This window comes from Bradyrhizobium sp. BWA-3-5 (assembly GCF_032917985.1).
GTDB lineage: Bacteria > Pseudomonadota > Alphaproteobacteria > Rhizobiales > Xanthobacteraceae > Bradyrhizobium.
Map to the genome: position 1 here is coordinate 6,446,809 of NZ_CP136626.1, position 13,719 is coordinate 6,460,527.

The window sequence follows — 13,719 nt, forward strand, 5'->3', positions numbered from 1 at the left end:
GGCACAACCAGGTTCTTCCTCATCCCCGCGAGGGGATGAGCCTATTGCGCCTTCGGCCGCACGATGGCCCAGCCGATGCGCAGCAGCGGCTGACGGCCGTTCACCAGCCATTCGAAGGCGCGCGGCACTTCCGGCACGAGGCCCGGAAAGCGCTGCGCGATTTCGGGCGGCGGCGCGCCTGACGTATCGGAGGCGCGCCAGACCACGACGCCGCCGGTCTCGTTGAATTTCGCAACCGACAGCCAGGGCGTCCGTTCCGGCGTGGCATCGAGCAATAGATGCGGGCGGCCGCGGCTCATCGCAATGAAGCTGGCGAGTTGCGGATCGCCGGCCACCGCGCGCAGCCGCTGATTGGTCCGCCGTTCGAAATTGTCACCAAAGAATTGCGCGATCGCCTTGGCCGGCAGCGACGTCGAGACTTCGTTAGCGCCGGTCCACGGCAGGAATGCCGTCGCCGCGATCATAACCACGGCGGGCGCGATAATGGCGACCGCCCACACTGTCCGCAGTAGACGCTGGCGCCGCAAATGGATCAGGTCGCCGGTCGCAACGATCACGGCAAGCCCGGACATCAGCAAGGCGACGCCGGCACCGCCGACAATACGATCGAAATTGAAGAACCCCGCGATCAGGCTGCCGAACAGCGCCGGCGCGAGTGCGAAGAAGAAGACGAAGTCGCGCGCCAAGGGGTCGACCGGCGGCCGGTAGATGATCGGCGCTTCCCCGGCGCTACCGGCGAAGAAGCCGGAATTGAGGATCACCAAGAGCACGATCGCCGCCATCGCCAGCACGAGACCGCCGAGCAGCCAGCCCCACTGCATGGCGCGCGCGGCAAGATCGGCGAGAGCGGGCCACGGCGGCATCGCCAATGCGTCGGCGCGAAGCAGCCAGATCAAATAGGGCAGCACCAGGACGACGATGACCAGGAGCGCATAGAGCGGATCGAGCGACATCAGCACGCGCCGACCCCGTTCGGTCGCGGCGGCAAATCCCACGAGGAGCAGCAACAGGCCGATGGCGGCGGGCGTGGTCAGCAACAGCAGCCCGGCCTCGATCGACCAGGCGAACCACGCGTTGCGCCGGTTCTGGCCGATCAATTGCCAGGAATGCAGCAGCAGCAGCGCCCAGAGCGGACGCGCCAGCACCAAGGGACCGAATTCGACGCCGGGCGAACTGAACGCCACGATCGTCATCGAGAGCAGGACGGCGAGCACCGCCTGCTGCCCGCCGACGATGGCGCGGGCAAGCTGGTAGTAGACCCAGAAGGTGACGACGGCGCAAACCTGCGCGAGCAGGTAGACACCGAACATGGTGTTGCCGGCGGCGCGGTAGGCGATGTCGGCGAGCCAGAACGCCAGCGGTGGTCCGAGCCAGGTCCCGACCTGGTATTCACGGCCGAAGGCCAGCACGGTCGCGAGATCGCCGGGCGGGCTGCGATACAGCAGCATCGGCAGGACCAGCCACAATGCCGCCTGCACCAGCACCACAATCCAGACCACCAGCCGCGGCCGGGCGCGGATCAATTCGACAACGAGCGAGGTGAAACGCATGAACCGTCCGAATGCCCGGGCCTGGCGGCCCTATCCCCCAACACGTTTGATAGAGCGCAGGCGCCGCGGAGGCAACCGCTCTTAGATCGTGGCGGAGATATCGGAAGCGCTCTCCGCATCCACCGTGAAGAGATCAGGCTCGACCTCGACCGCTTCAGGGAAATGCTTCAGCCGCGCGGCGATGACAGGCGCGAAGAAGCGGCGGTGGTGGACGCTGGGGCCTAGTCGGTCCAGCGCCTCGCGATGTTCCGGCACCGCGTAGCCCTTGTGGGTTTCAAAGCCGTAGCCCGGGCAATCCAGCGCCAGCGCGCTCATCAGGCGGTCGCGCGTCACCTTGGCGATGATCGAGGCGGCGGCGATCGACATGACAATGCCATCGCCACCGATCACCGCCTCGCAGTCGCACGGCGCATCGATCTTGTCGCGGCCGTCGACGAACACGTGCTTGGGCATTTCCGGTAAGGCGCGCACCGAGCGCGCCAGCGCCCAGAGCGAAGCGCGCAAGATATTGTCGCGGTCGATCCGCGCCGGCGAGGCAAAGGCGACGGCAAAGGACGAGGTGGCGCAGATCTCCTCGAACAGTTCCTCGCGGCGCTCGGCGGTGAGCCGCTTGGAATCGTCGATGCCCTTGGGGACTCGTTTCGGATCAAGGATGACGGCGGCCGCCACCACGGGCCCGGCCAGCGGACCGCGCCCGGCCTCGTCGCAGCCGGCGATCGGCCAGACGCCGCGCTTGATCAGCGCCCGTTCGCGGCGGAAGCTCGGCGGCGCGACCGCGATCACGCCCTTCGGCAGATCGGCCTTCTCCTTGCCGGCCTGCTTGCCTGATTTTCCGTCGGTTTTCTTGGCGGACTTGTCCCGAATCATGGCCGGGATTCGTGCGCCAGCGCGCCGCCGCGCGCAACCGGGAACTCGGCGTAATTCCCGTTATTCAGTCTTGTCCGTCGCTCAATCCGCCAGATGAACCCGCCGGTCGTCGCCGACTTCAATGCCCGGCGCGACCACGACTTCCCAAGGATGATTGTCGGGATCGCCAAAGTAGCCGGAGTAGCCGCCGTAGTCGGTCTTGTGTGCGGGCTTCAGCAGCGTCGCGCCGCAGGAGACGGCGAAGTCGAGAACAGCGTCGACCTCCTGGGTCGAACTGCAATTCCAGGCGAGCGTCGAGCCGCGAAACGTCGTCGGCCGGGGCTGGTCCGGCAGCCTGGCGTCGGCAGCGAGTTGGTCCCACGGGAACAGCGCGATCACCGTGCCGCCGGTATCGAAGAAGGCCACGGCCTCCCCGGTGGCGCGCATCTTTCTGACAAAGCCGAGCGCTTCATAAAAGGCGATGCTGGCGCGGATATCGCTGACACCGAGCGTGATGACCGTGAAGCGCGGGGTTGGCCTGCCTGGACTCATGCTTACTCTCCATCCGTCATTGCAGGGAGCAATGGCGACAACGCCCTAGAACAAACTCAGTTGCTGCCCGCTGCGCTTGGGCTTGATGAAGTGATCGGTCGTCAGTTTCGAGCGCCGCTTGTTGAGCCCAAGCTTTTCGCAGGCGATCTCGAACCGCCTCCCGATCATCCAGGCCATCGGCCCGGTGCCCTTCATCCGCGTTCCCCATTGCGAGTCGTAGTCGCGCCCACCGCGCATGTCGCGGATCAGCGTGAAGACGTGGCGGTAGCGGTCCGGATAGTTCGCCATCAGCCACTCGCGGAAGAGGTCGCGCACTTCCAGCGGCAGCCGCAGCAGCACGTAGCTTGCCTCTTTCACGCCGGCATGGGCCGCGGCATCGAGAATCCGCTCGATCTCGGAATCATTCAGCGCAGGGATTACGGGCGCGACCATCACGGTCGCGGGGATGCCGGCCGCCGACAATTGCCTGAGCGCCTCCAGCCGCTTTGGCGGCGTCGAGGCGCGCGGCTCCATGGTGCGCGCCAGCTTGGGATCGAGCGTCGTCACCGAGATCGCGACCTTGGCCAGATTGCGCTTCGCCATTCGCTGCAGAATGTCGATATCGCGCGTCACCAGCGCCGACTTCGTCACGATGCCGACGGGATGGCCGGCTTTATCCAGCACTTCGAGAATGCCGCGCATGATCTTGTATTCGCGCTCGATCGGCTGATAGGGATCGGTGTTGGTGCCGATCGCGATCATCCGTGGCTCGTAGCCGGGCGCCGCCAGCTCCTTCTCCAGAAGTTCGGGTGCGTCCGGCTTGGCAAGCAGCTTGGATTCGAAATCCAGCCCGGGCGACAGTCCGAGGAAGGCGTGGGTCGGCCGCGCGAAGCAATAGACGCAGCCATGCTCACAGCCGCGATACGGATTGATCGACCGGTCGAAGCCGATATCGGGCGAGTCGTTGCGGGTGATGACCTTGCGCGAGGTGTCCAGCGACACCGTCGTCTTGAACGGCGGCAGTTCGTCGAGACTCTGCCAGCCATCGTCGAAGGCGACGCGGGCTTCGGCCTCGAACCGGCCGCTCGCATTGGATTGCGCGCCGCGGCCGCGCCGCCGCTGACGGTCGATCGCGACCGCAAGCTCGGGAAAGGGTGTCGCGCCCGCCGGTTCGGAGGGCGGGGTAACCGGCGGGCGCTTGAGGGCATGAGAGGATGCTCGGCTCATGTTCCAAAGATAGCACGCAATCAGAACAAATCAAGAACATCATAGAAGGCAGTTCACACCGAAACGGTCGCTCCGAGAAGACGGCCTGCCCCATCTGCCGCAAAAAGCTGCACGCAAACGGCTGTTTTGATTGTGACAAGGTGATAACAGTGCGCAGGTTTCTCCGTTTGAGCCATCGAAGCCTCAATGATGTTGAGCGTAATCATTCCGACCGATGGGGTAGAGCAGACCGCCGTTGCAACACTGGCGGCGCTGGTGCCGGGAGCTGCCGCCGGCGTCATCTCCGAAGTGCTGCTGGTCGACCGGGCCGGCAATGGCGTGATCGAGCGGGTGGCCGACGTTGCCGGCTGCCGCTTCCTAAGCTTCGAGGGAACACGCGCTGCGGCGCTGGCCGCTGGGGCGCGGGCGGCGCGCGCGCCGTGGCTGATGTTCCTGCATCCCGGCGCGGTGCTCGACAGCGGCTGGATCGACGAGACCACGCAATTCATCCAGAACGTCTCACTCAGCGGCCGGCCGCGCGCGGGCGTCTTTCGCTATGCCCGCTCGCCCTACACCAACACAGGGATTCGCGACGCCTTCAAATTCGTCGGCCGGATGATCGCGGGACCGTCGGCGGAACAGGGGCTCTTGATCGCACGCGATCACTATGAGCGGCTTGGCGGCCATGGCGTCAACTCCCGCCGCCCCGAGACGCGGCTGCTCCGCCAGCTCGGCCGCGCTTCACGCACCCAGCTGCGTAGCCGGATCATGGTCGTCGCCTGAAGCGGCGGCCGCAGGTCCCGGACCCAAATATCGAAAACAACCCCATACACAGTAGAACGGCATGCCCGGCGCGCCTTTGCCTCGCGAATATACTTGCCAAAGTCAAATATATCCTTGACAATGGCAAATATCGAGGTACCCGATGTTGCAGAAAAATTCCGAACAAGAAATCGCGGCCGTTCGCGCCTTCAACCGCTTCTACACCCGCAAGCTCGGCATCATCGAGCCGAAGCTGCTGCACAGCCCGTTCACGCTGCAGGAAGCGCGCATCATGTACGAGATCAGGCATCGCCCGGCCTGCACCGCCACCGACCTTACCCGCGACCTCGGCCTCGATCCCGGCTTCCTGAGCCGCACGCTGCAGGGGCTGCAGCGCCGCCAGATCGTGGCGCGAAAGCCCTCGAAGGACGACGGCCGCGTCAACGAGCTCTCCTTGACCGCGAAGGGCCGCTCCGCCCAGGCCGAGCTCGAGCGCCTGACAAACGAGGAAGTTGGAAGCCTGCTCACCGCGCTGGACAGCGATCAGCGCGCCGCCATCGTCCGCGCCATGACGACTATCGAACAGACGCTGGAGCGCCCGACGGGGAAGCCAGCCGCCTTTCTCTTGCGCAGCCATCGGCCCGGCGACATCGGCTGGGTGATCTCGAGCCAGGCAAGGGCCTATGCCGAAGAATATGGCTGGGACATCAGCTACGAGGCGCTGGTCGCCGAGATCTGCGCGCAGTTCATCAGGAACTTTGATCCTGCGCGCGAGCATTGCTGGATCGCCGAAGCCGGCGGTGAGCCGCTCGGTTCGATCTTCCTGGTGAAGGGCAGCGATGAGGTCGCCAAGCTGCGGCTGCTCTTGGTAGAGAAAAAAGCGCGCGGGCTTGGCGTCGGCCGCGCGCTGGTCGAGCAGTGCATCCGCGGAGCGCGCGAAAAGGGCTACAAGGAAATGACGCTGTGGACGCAAAGCATCCTTGTCGCCGCGCGCGGCATCTATCAGGCGGCGGGCTTCCATCGCGTCAAGGAAGAGCCGCACCATAGCTTCGGCGTCGATCTGGTCGGCGAGACCTGGGAAATGAAGCTGTGAAGCCGGCGCGTCGCGACAGCCCGCGGCGCGTGACGCCAGCCATCATCGACTTCCACATCGCGCGCGCCCATCAGTTGCGCACGGAGGCCTATGGCGACATCGCCGGTGCGCTATGGGCGCTCTTGATCAGGCTGAAGCGCCTTGTGCTTTAGGCCGGCGCAGATGCTCGTCCAGCCGCGGCATGATTTCGACGAAATTGCAGGGCCGCGTGCGGTAGTCGAGCTGGGCACCCAAAATGCCGTCCCAGGCATCGCGGCAGGCGCCCGGCGACCCCGGCAGGCAGAAGATGAAGGTCGCACCGGCAACGCCCGCGGTGGCGCGGCTCTGCACCGTCGAGGCGCCGATCTTGGCATGGCTCAGCATGTGGAAGGCGATGGAAAAGCCATCCATCCGCTTTTCGAACAGCGGCTCGATCGCCTCCGGTGTGACGTCGCGGCCGGTGAAGCCGGTGCCGCCGGTGGTGATGATCGCGTCAATGCCGGCATCGGCGATCCATCGCCTGGCGATGGCCCGGATCGCCTCCACGTCGTCGGTAACGATCTGGCGTGCGGCAAGATGATGGCCTGCCGCGGTGAGGCGGTCGGCCAGCGTGGCGCCCGATTTGTCATCGGCCAGCGAGCGCGTGTCCGAGATGGTCAGCACCGCGATGTTGAGCGGCACGAATTGTTTTGTCTCGTCGATGGAGGACATCATCGCCTCTTTCCGTCATGCCCGATCTTGTGCGGGCATCCACGTCTTCAAACTATCTCAAAAGTATAGAAGTGGATGGCCGGGAGCTAGGGCGTGTACTCATAAATCCGCGATTGTCCGCTTGCCGGGGCAGACATGGCCCTGACCGGCCGGGGACGGCTGCAGATGACCCGAAGCGGTCGATGTCGAGCTTGTCCCGAGCTATTATCAGCCAAGCTGATCGACCAGTGCCGACCATAGAGCCCATGGTTCGCCTCGATGTACCGGGTCCTCAATTGCAGTGTGCACCATGACGACCTTAGAGGTCGGATCAACGCAAATGTACTGGCCCTTGAATCCTAACAACGCGAACTGCCGCCTCTCACCGGGAAACAGCCACAAGAGATAACCGTAGCCAAATCTCTTCGTCGCCGCGACCGGTCGCAGATAGTCATCCGAAGCTCGAACGGTGGTCGCATCGATCATCCATTGCGTCGGAACGATCTGCTTGCCATCCCATGCGCCATCATGCGCCAGCAAACGTCCTAGCCGGGCGTAATCGCGCAGAACGGCATTGAAGCCAAAGTGCCCCAGTTCGAATCCTTCTGCGTCTACCAGCCAATTGGCATCCGCTTCCGCGCCGATCGGTTCCCATACTTTCTCGCGCAGATAGTCAGATGCTGACTTGTTGACAGCACCGTGAAGCACCATGCCGAGCACGTCGGCTTCTATGCTCGCGTAGTAAAATCTCGTTCCCACCGGGGCGACACGCTGATTGAATTGCACAATGCTCTTAACCGTGCCCAACTTTGAGTCCGGGGACGCGATCCCCATGCCGTTCCACAGGCGATTGAGGTCACGTCCTCCGTCTCTTGTTTCACCGAAATCGACGCCTGAGGACATGTGCAGCAGATCGCGAATTGGCGTCCTGCCGTACTCGCTACCCATAAAACCCGGTACATAACTTTCGGGGATATCATCGACCGACTTAATCGCCCCCTCCGAGATGGCGATCCCGATCAACAGTCCGGTTATCGTCTTGACCATCGACTGGGATACGAACCGATCTTGATCAGTTCGCGCGTACTGATAGCCCTCGAAGATAATCTGGTCGTCCTTGGCGATCAGCAGGCCAGTGGTCGGATTGCGCGACATGTAGTCACGGGGCGGAAACTTGCTTCCCTGAAAATTGTAGTAAACGTCCGCCCTCGAGCACTTGAACTTCCAGGGCGTCACAGCTCGCCTGATGAGCCGCGTTGGATAGATGTGATCGATATGGGTGAATGCGCCGACACGATATTTTGGCTCCCAAGGGTCGCCTTGCCTCCGCGCCTCCGCAATGTCAGGAAGAGGATAACCATCTTTGGCGCCGTAAAGCTCGGCGTTTGGACCTGTTGTGGAGAAAATCGGACCGGCGCAGTCTTGCGTCTCGCCGGGGGAAACTGGTTCTGCGGTTGCCGGAATGGGACCGGCAAACGCACAAGCGACTGTAGCAGCCAGCGATGACACAGCCTTGCGACGGGAATATTGCGGCGCCGACACGACGTCCCCCAAAGATTCCCGTAAGTAGAGATCAAATTGGGTGAGAACTTCAAGGAGTATGTCGCCTTTTTGACCCGCAAGAGACATTTGCGCGCGGGAGAAGCGAGCAGCGTCAATCCGAATTGGTTAGAGCTGCGTATTCACCGTTCGACTGCAAAGATGCGCCAATCGCCTGGAACACCTTTGAGCGAATGATTGCCGCGGTCATTAAAACGCAAGCCGGAACCCGCCACCAGGTCCTTGACCGTGCCCGACACCAACACTTCGCTCGCGCCGGCGAGAGCCGCCACGCGCGCTCCGATGTGAACGGCAATGCCGCCGATATCATCGCCGATCATTTCACACTCGCCGGTATGAAGGCCGGCGCGGACTTCAATGCCCAGCCGCCTGATTTCGTCGGCGATGGCGCAAGCGCAGCGCACGCCGCGCGCCGGACCGTCGAAAGTAGCCAGAACGCCGTCGCCAGCCGTCTTGATTACGTGGCCACGGAAGCGTGAAAGGGTACGCCGTATCGCGGTGTGATGAATGTCCAGTAGGTCGCGCCAGCAATGGTCTCCGAGTGCAGCGGCTTTCTCGGTCGAACCGACGATGTCGGTGAAGAGCACCGTGGCAAGCACGCGGTCGACCGCTACGGGCGCACGCGAGCCGGTCAGAAACTCCTCTATCGCATCGGCGATATCGCCGGCATTGTCGCCGACGAAGGGAAGGTGGTCGATCCCTGGGAATTCGAGATAGCGTGAGCCTGGAATTTGCTTGGCGAGAAACCGGCCGCCCTCGACGCTGACGACCCTGTCTTCCGTCCGGTTGATGACGAGGGTGGGCACCCGGATTGTCGAGATGATGTCGCTGATGTCAATCTGACGGTTCATGCGCGCGTACGCGGCAGCGCCGGCGGGGCTATTGGATACTCGCTCGTTCTTGCCCCACCAGCGTTTGAACGCCGCGTCGGTCATGCGGGAAGGCGCATACCTTGCCACGCTGCCGCCGGTGCCCCAGTCACGCTCGATATAGTCGAGAGCTTGCTCCAGCGTCGACTGAGTAAATCTCGATGCCGGAAAGGCGTTGCACAGCACCAGTGCGCGGCAGCGACTGGGATGGGTCGCGGCGAACAGCGCCGACATCGTGCCGCCTTCAGAAATGCCGAGAAGCGCCGCCTGTTCTATGCCGATGGCGTCCATGACCGCGCGCAGGTCGTCCATTCGCTGGTCCAGGCCCGGGAAGTCAGCGACCCGATCCGACAACCCCGTACCGCGCTTGTCAAACATCACCACCCGGGCGTAACTCGCCAAGCGCAGCAGCCAACGGCTCACCTCCGGTTCGTCCCACCAGTGCTCGACGTTGGTAAAGGCCGGCGGAGCGAAGACAACGTTGAGCGGGCCCTCGCCGAACACCTGATAGGCGATGTGAACGTCGCCGCTCTTGGCATACCGGGTGTCTGGCTGCATTGACGAGCCCCACGCTTGCCGGGATTTCCGGCCGACCGGAATTATAGCAGCAGCCTGGATTGTCGGGAACGGCTCAATGTCCCCCATTTGGCCTTAGCGGACATTCCTTCGTCTGCGCCTGATGTCCGATTTCGGGGGCTAACCGGACATCACCTGTGCTGCGTCGGGAGGGCCTGTTTATAAGTACACACCCTAGCGCAAACACCCGCTTCGCGCTTTCGCCCGGCCATCACGGCAAAATACTTCCTGATTCAATTCACCGCCCCCGGCGCAAACGTGTTGCAGGCCTGCACCGTGCCCTGCTGGTAGCCGGTCATGAACCATTGCTTGCGCTGTGCGGCGGAGCCGTGGGTGAAGCTGTCAGGCACCACCCTGCCCGTCGACTGCCGCTGCAGCGTATCATCGCCGATCGCGGTTGCCGTCTTCAGCGCCGCGTCGATATCGCCGGGCTCGATGAAGCCGGGACGCTTCTTTTCCTCCCGGTTGACCCAGACGCCGGACAGACAATCCGCCTGCAGCTCGACCTTGACCTGCAGCGCATTGGCTTCGGCTTTGCTGCCGGCCTGCTGCTGCAGCCGCGTCACGCGCGGCAGGATGCCGAGGAGGTTCTGGATGTGGTGCCCGGCTTCATGCGCGATGATGTAGGCTGTCGTAAAGTTGCAGGCGGATTTCCCCGAGCAGCCGCGGAAGCGCGTCTCGACTTCGCGGAAGAAAGCGGTGTCGAGGAAGATCTGCTTGTCCGGCGGACAATAGAACGGTCCCATCGCCGACTGCGCCATGCCGCAGCGGCCGCCATTGGTGGCGTTGCGGAACAGCACGATGCGTGGACCCGTATAGTTCTGCCCGCTCGACTGGAAGATCTCAGTCCAGCGATCATCGATCTCGCCGAGGATACCGGAGATCATGCTGCCGACTTCGTCCTTCGGCGCGCCGGTCTTGGCCGGTCCCGAGCGGCGGTCGGTCTGGTAGCTCGGCGCCTGGTTGCCGCCGGTCAGAATTTCGGCGCCGCCGATCAGAATGCGCGGATCGATGCCGAAGGCATAGCCGACAAGGCCGAGGATGATGATGGTGCCGATGCCCAGGCCGCCACCGCCCATCGGCATGCCGAAGCCGCCGCCACCGCCTCCCATTCCGCCGCCATCGTCGCGACGGTCATCAATATCGTCGCTGCGGCGGAAGTCATCGTAACGCATGGCGCTATGTCCTCATCCCCGGGGCTGCTTGCAAAATACCAACGCTGCAGTCACGTAAAATTTCCATTTCATTAATCAATAACCCGCCCGGCAAAAATTGCCTAGTGCGCTAAGAGCGCGCAATCTCTGCTGGCATTCTTGCCGATGATATCTCTGCGCATTCTCTGATCATCGCCGGCGCAGTTAAGTCGATTTTTACTTTGCCGGGTCAATGTATCGCCAGTCGGTTGTTTAGTCCCGCGTCGCCGACAGCGTCGCCTGAGTCAGAGTAATTGAGTCATGGTAGTGTCGCGTCGCGGGGCGTCTGTAAGGGCGCCCCGCACTAAATTTGAGTCTTGCTCCAGCGCTCGCATCGTCGTCGGCGATTGCGTCGCCGAGATGTCGAAGCTCCCGGCCGGTTCGGTCGATCTGGTTTTCGCAGACCCTCCCTATAATCTGCAGCTCAAGGGCGAGCTCAAGCGCCCCGACGAATCCCATGTCGATGCCGTCGACAACGACTGGGACAAGTTTTCGTCGTTCGCGGCCTATGACGATTTCACCCGCGCCTGGCTGCTCGCCTGCCGCCGCGTGATGAAACCATCAGCCACGCTGTGGGTGATCGGTTCCTATCACAACATCTTTCGCGTCGGCGCGATCATGCAGGACCTCGGCTTCTGGGTCCTCAATGATATCGTGTGGCGCAAATCCAATCCGATGCCGAATTTCCGCGGCCGCCGCTTCACCAATGCCCATGAAACCATGATCTGGGCAGCGCGCGACGAGAAGGCCAAGGGTTACACCTTTAATTATGAAGCGCTGAAGGCCGCCAATGAGGACGTGCAGGCACGTTCCGACTGGCTGATCCCGCTCTGCACCGGCGAAGAGCGCCTCAAGGGTGCCGACGGCAAGAAGGTGCATCCGACCCAGAAGCCTGAGGGCCTTTTGGCGCGCGTGCTGCTGTCGTCGTCAAAGCCCGGCGATCTCGTGATCGATCCCTTCAACGGCACCGGCACCACCGGCGCCGTGGCAAAACGTCTCGGCCGCCGCTACATCGGCTTCGAGCGCGACAAGACCTATGCGGAAGCCGCCGAAGCGCGCATCGCAGCCGTCGAACCGCTGCCCGAGGCGACGCTGGCGCCGTTCATGACCGCCCGCGAAGCGCCGCGCGTGGCGTTCTCCGAGCTGATCGAGCGCGGCATGATCCCGCCCGGCACCAAGCTCGTCGATTCCAAGAAGCGGCACGGCGCCCTGGTTCGCGCCGACGGCGCCATCATGCTCGGCGACAAGGTCGGCTCGATCCACCGGATCGGCGCGGTCGCCCAGGGCGCGCCCGCCTGCAACGGCTGGACCTTCTGGCACGTCGAGACCAAGAACGGCCTCAAGCTGATCGACGAGCTCCGCGCCGAAATCCGCTCCGAGATGGCAGCCGGGTAAGCCCCTTGATTCCGCTGACGGAATGTCCGGTGCGGCCATCAGATGGCCCGCGCCAAAGCGCGGCACCGTGCATATGGTTGACGACGTGTGAATGCCGCGAAATTCGGTTTGCCGTGGCTTCGCGCAACGCGCGTGATCGGGGAACATAGCAGCCGTGTGATCCACGCAAGTAGAAAAGCCGCCTTCCGCCCCTATTTGGAGGCATACTGCTCGCGTTGATTTTTCCAAAGAGATTGCTCCGATGCGCACCCGAGGCTCCGAGTCCTTCATCGTGCTGCCGCTGCTGCCGGTTTTCCTGATCGGCGTGTTTCCGATGTTGCTGCTCAGCCTGCTGGGTCCTGCCGGACTGATCATTCTCGGCATTCTCGTCGCCTGCGCCGGTCTGACCGACATTCTCGATGCCAACACCACGTTCAGCGAGCAGATCATCGTGCACGGTTATGCGCGCGGATCGGAGCGCGCCGGACAGCGCACCGCGCTACGTGCCGAAAGGCGCTTTGCGGCGCTGATGATTGCCGGCGGCGGCGCCCTTGCGGTCGCCGGCGTTGGCGGCCTCGCTTTGTCGTAAGGGCTTTGTCGCACGAGTTCGGCTTTTCACGAACTCGTCGCTTGCGCATCCCCTGAAAATTTGAGCATGGACTGGGCGTGCGGCGGCCTTTGCCGCCCGCGTCCGAAGTCCGACAACAAACCTGCCTGCCAGAAGCAATGGGGGAAAATACCAGATGCTCAAATTCTATTTCAACGGATCGCCGAATCCGACCAAGGTCGCGCTGTTCCTCGAAGAAGCTGGCCTCGCCTATGAGCCGGTCGCCGTGGACACCCGCAAGGGCGACCAGTTCAAGCCGGAATATCTCGCGATCAATCCGAACGCCAAGGTGCCCGCGATCGATGACGAGGGCGTCAAGGTGTTCGATAGCAACGCCATCCTGCTCTATCTCGCCGAAAAGACCGGCAAGTTCCTGCCCGCCAACACGCCGGAAACTCGCGCGCAGACGCTGTCCTGGCTGATGTTCGTGGCAACCGGCATCGGGCCGTATTCGGGACAGGCGGTACACTTCAAGCATTTTGCGCCGAAGGACCAGAACCACGATTACGCCCATAACCGCTACCAGTTCGAGGCGCAGCGCCACTATGCGATCCTCAACGATCACCTCGCCGGCCGCAAATACATGGTGGGCGACAGCTACAGCATCGTCGACATGGCCTTGTGGGGCTGGGCGCGGATGGCCGCGTTCGTGATGGGCGAGGACGTCGCGGCAAAATATCCCAACGTCAAGCGGCTGGTCGACGAGATCTCGGCCCGCCCTGCGGCGGCCAAGGCGATCGCGCTGAAGGATAATTTCAAGTTCAAGGCCGAGATGGACGACGAAGCCCGCAGCAACATGTTCAAGCACATGAAGGTGAAGGCGGCCTGATTTCTTCACCCGCCCCTTGATGGGGCGGATCGGCTCACATGGAGCGCAGCGCCA

At 63.1% G+C, this 13,719-nt stretch carries 14 protein-coding genes; 6 read left to right on the forward strand and 8 right to left on the reverse strand.

Annotation, left to right across the window (positions count from 1 at the left end; all coding sequences use genetic code 11):
• Positions 1-41: 41 nt before the first annotated feature.
• The 4 genes from RX331_RS30920 to RX331_RS30935 all read right to left on the reverse strand — a co-directional run bounded on the left by RX331_RS30920 (position 42) and on the right by RX331_RS30935 (position 4,154).
• A complete protein-coding gene (locus tag RX331_RS30920; protein ID WP_317253379.1) occupies positions 42-1,550 on the reverse strand; it encodes a glycosyltransferase family 39 protein in 1,509 nt (502 codons plus the stop codon).
• Between the two features lie 81 nt (positions 1,551-1,631).
• Positions 1,632-2,417 (reverse strand): ribonuclease HII, encoded by a 786-nt coding sequence (locus RX331_RS30925; RefSeq protein ID WP_317253380.1) that lies wholly within the window; start codon positions 2,415-2,417, stop codon positions 1,632-1,634.
• An 81-nt stretch (positions 2,418-2,498) separates the two neighbouring features.
• Positions 2,499-2,948: a VOC family protein gene (locus RX331_RS30930; protein WP_317253381.1), complete on the reverse strand. Its 450-nt coding sequence runs from the start codon at positions 2,946-2,948 to the stop codon at positions 2,499-2,501.
• A gap of 45 nt (positions 2,949-2,993) precedes the next feature.
• Positions 2,994-4,154: a PA0069 family radical SAM protein gene (locus tag RX331_RS30935; RefSeq protein ID WP_317253382.1), complete on the reverse strand. Its 1,161-nt coding sequence runs from the start codon at positions 4,152-4,154 to the stop codon at positions 2,994-2,996.
• Between the two features lie 189 nt (positions 4,155-4,343).
• On the opposite strand from RX331_RS30935, the gene RX331_RS30940 reads away from it, so the two are divergent.
• From RX331_RS30940 to RX331_RS30950, 3 genes are all read left to right on the forward strand, one after another.
• Positions 4,344-4,916, forward strand: coding sequence for a glycosyl transferase (locus RX331_RS30940; protein ID WP_317258277.1), 573 nt, complete (start codon positions 4,344-4,346; stop codon positions 4,914-4,916).
• A gap of 142 nt (positions 4,917-5,058) precedes the next feature.
• A complete protein-coding gene (locus RX331_RS30945) occupies positions 5,059-5,988 on the forward strand; it encodes a helix-turn-helix domain-containing GNAT family N-acetyltransferase (protein WP_317253383.1) in 930 nt (309 codons plus the stop codon).
• Positions 5,985-6,140 carry a hypothetical protein gene (locus RX331_RS30950; protein WP_317253384.1) on the forward strand — a complete coding sequence of 52 codons (156 nt, stop codon included), beginning with the start codon at positions 5,985-5,987 and terminating at the stop codon, positions 6,138-6,140. The genes RX331_RS30945 and RX331_RS30950 overlap by 4 nt, the downstream gene beginning before the upstream one ends.
• Here the strand turns inward: RX331_RS30950 and moaB are convergent.
• The 4 genes from moaB to RX331_RS30970 all read right to left on the reverse strand — a co-directional run bounded on the left by moaB (position 6,115) and on the right by RX331_RS30970 (position 10,837).
• Positions 6,115-6,678, reverse strand: coding sequence for a molybdenum cofactor biosynthesis protein B (gene moaB / locus RX331_RS30955; protein ID WP_317253385.1), 564 nt, complete (start codon positions 6,676-6,678; stop codon positions 6,115-6,117). The two genes, RX331_RS30950 and moaB, sit on opposite strands and share 26 nt — an antisense overlap.
• A gap of 207 nt (positions 6,679-6,885) precedes the next feature.
• Entirely contained in the window at positions 6,886-8,286 is a 1,401-nt protein-coding gene (locus RX331_RS30960; RefSeq protein ID WP_317253386.1) for a serine hydrolase, read from the reverse strand.
• 53 nt (positions 8,287-8,339) lie between these two features.
• Entirely contained in the window at positions 8,340-9,644 is a 1,305-nt protein-coding gene (locus RX331_RS30965; RefSeq protein WP_317253387.1) for an adenylate/guanylate cyclase domain-containing protein, read from the reverse strand.
• 251 nt (positions 9,645-9,895) lie between these two features.
• A complete protein-coding gene (locus RX331_RS30970; protein ID WP_317253388.1) occupies positions 9,896-10,837 on the reverse strand; it encodes a neutral zinc metallopeptidase in 942 nt (313 codons plus the stop codon).
• Between the two features lie 279 nt (positions 10,838-11,116).
• Between RX331_RS30970 and RX331_RS30975 the strand changes: the two genes are divergently transcribed.
• The 3 genes from RX331_RS30975 to RX331_RS30985 all read left to right on the forward strand — a co-directional run bounded on the left by RX331_RS30975 (position 11,117) and on the right by RX331_RS30985 (position 13,665).
• A complete protein-coding gene (locus RX331_RS30975; protein ID WP_317253389.1) occupies positions 11,117-12,250 on the forward strand; it encodes a site-specific DNA-methyltransferase in 1,134 nt (377 codons plus the stop codon).
• A gap of 241 nt (positions 12,251-12,491) precedes the next feature.
• Positions 12,492-12,818: a hypothetical protein gene (locus tag RX331_RS30980; protein ID WP_317253390.1), complete on the forward strand. Its 327-nt coding sequence runs from the start codon at positions 12,492-12,494 to the stop codon at positions 12,816-12,818.
• A gap of 154 nt (positions 12,819-12,972) precedes the next feature.
• Positions 12,973-13,665 carry a glutathione S-transferase family protein gene (locus tag RX331_RS30985; protein ID WP_317253391.1) on the forward strand — a complete coding sequence of 231 codons (693 nt, stop codon included), beginning with the start codon at positions 12,973-12,975 and terminating at the stop codon, positions 13,663-13,665.
• Positions 13,666-13,719 lie beyond the last annotated feature (54 nt).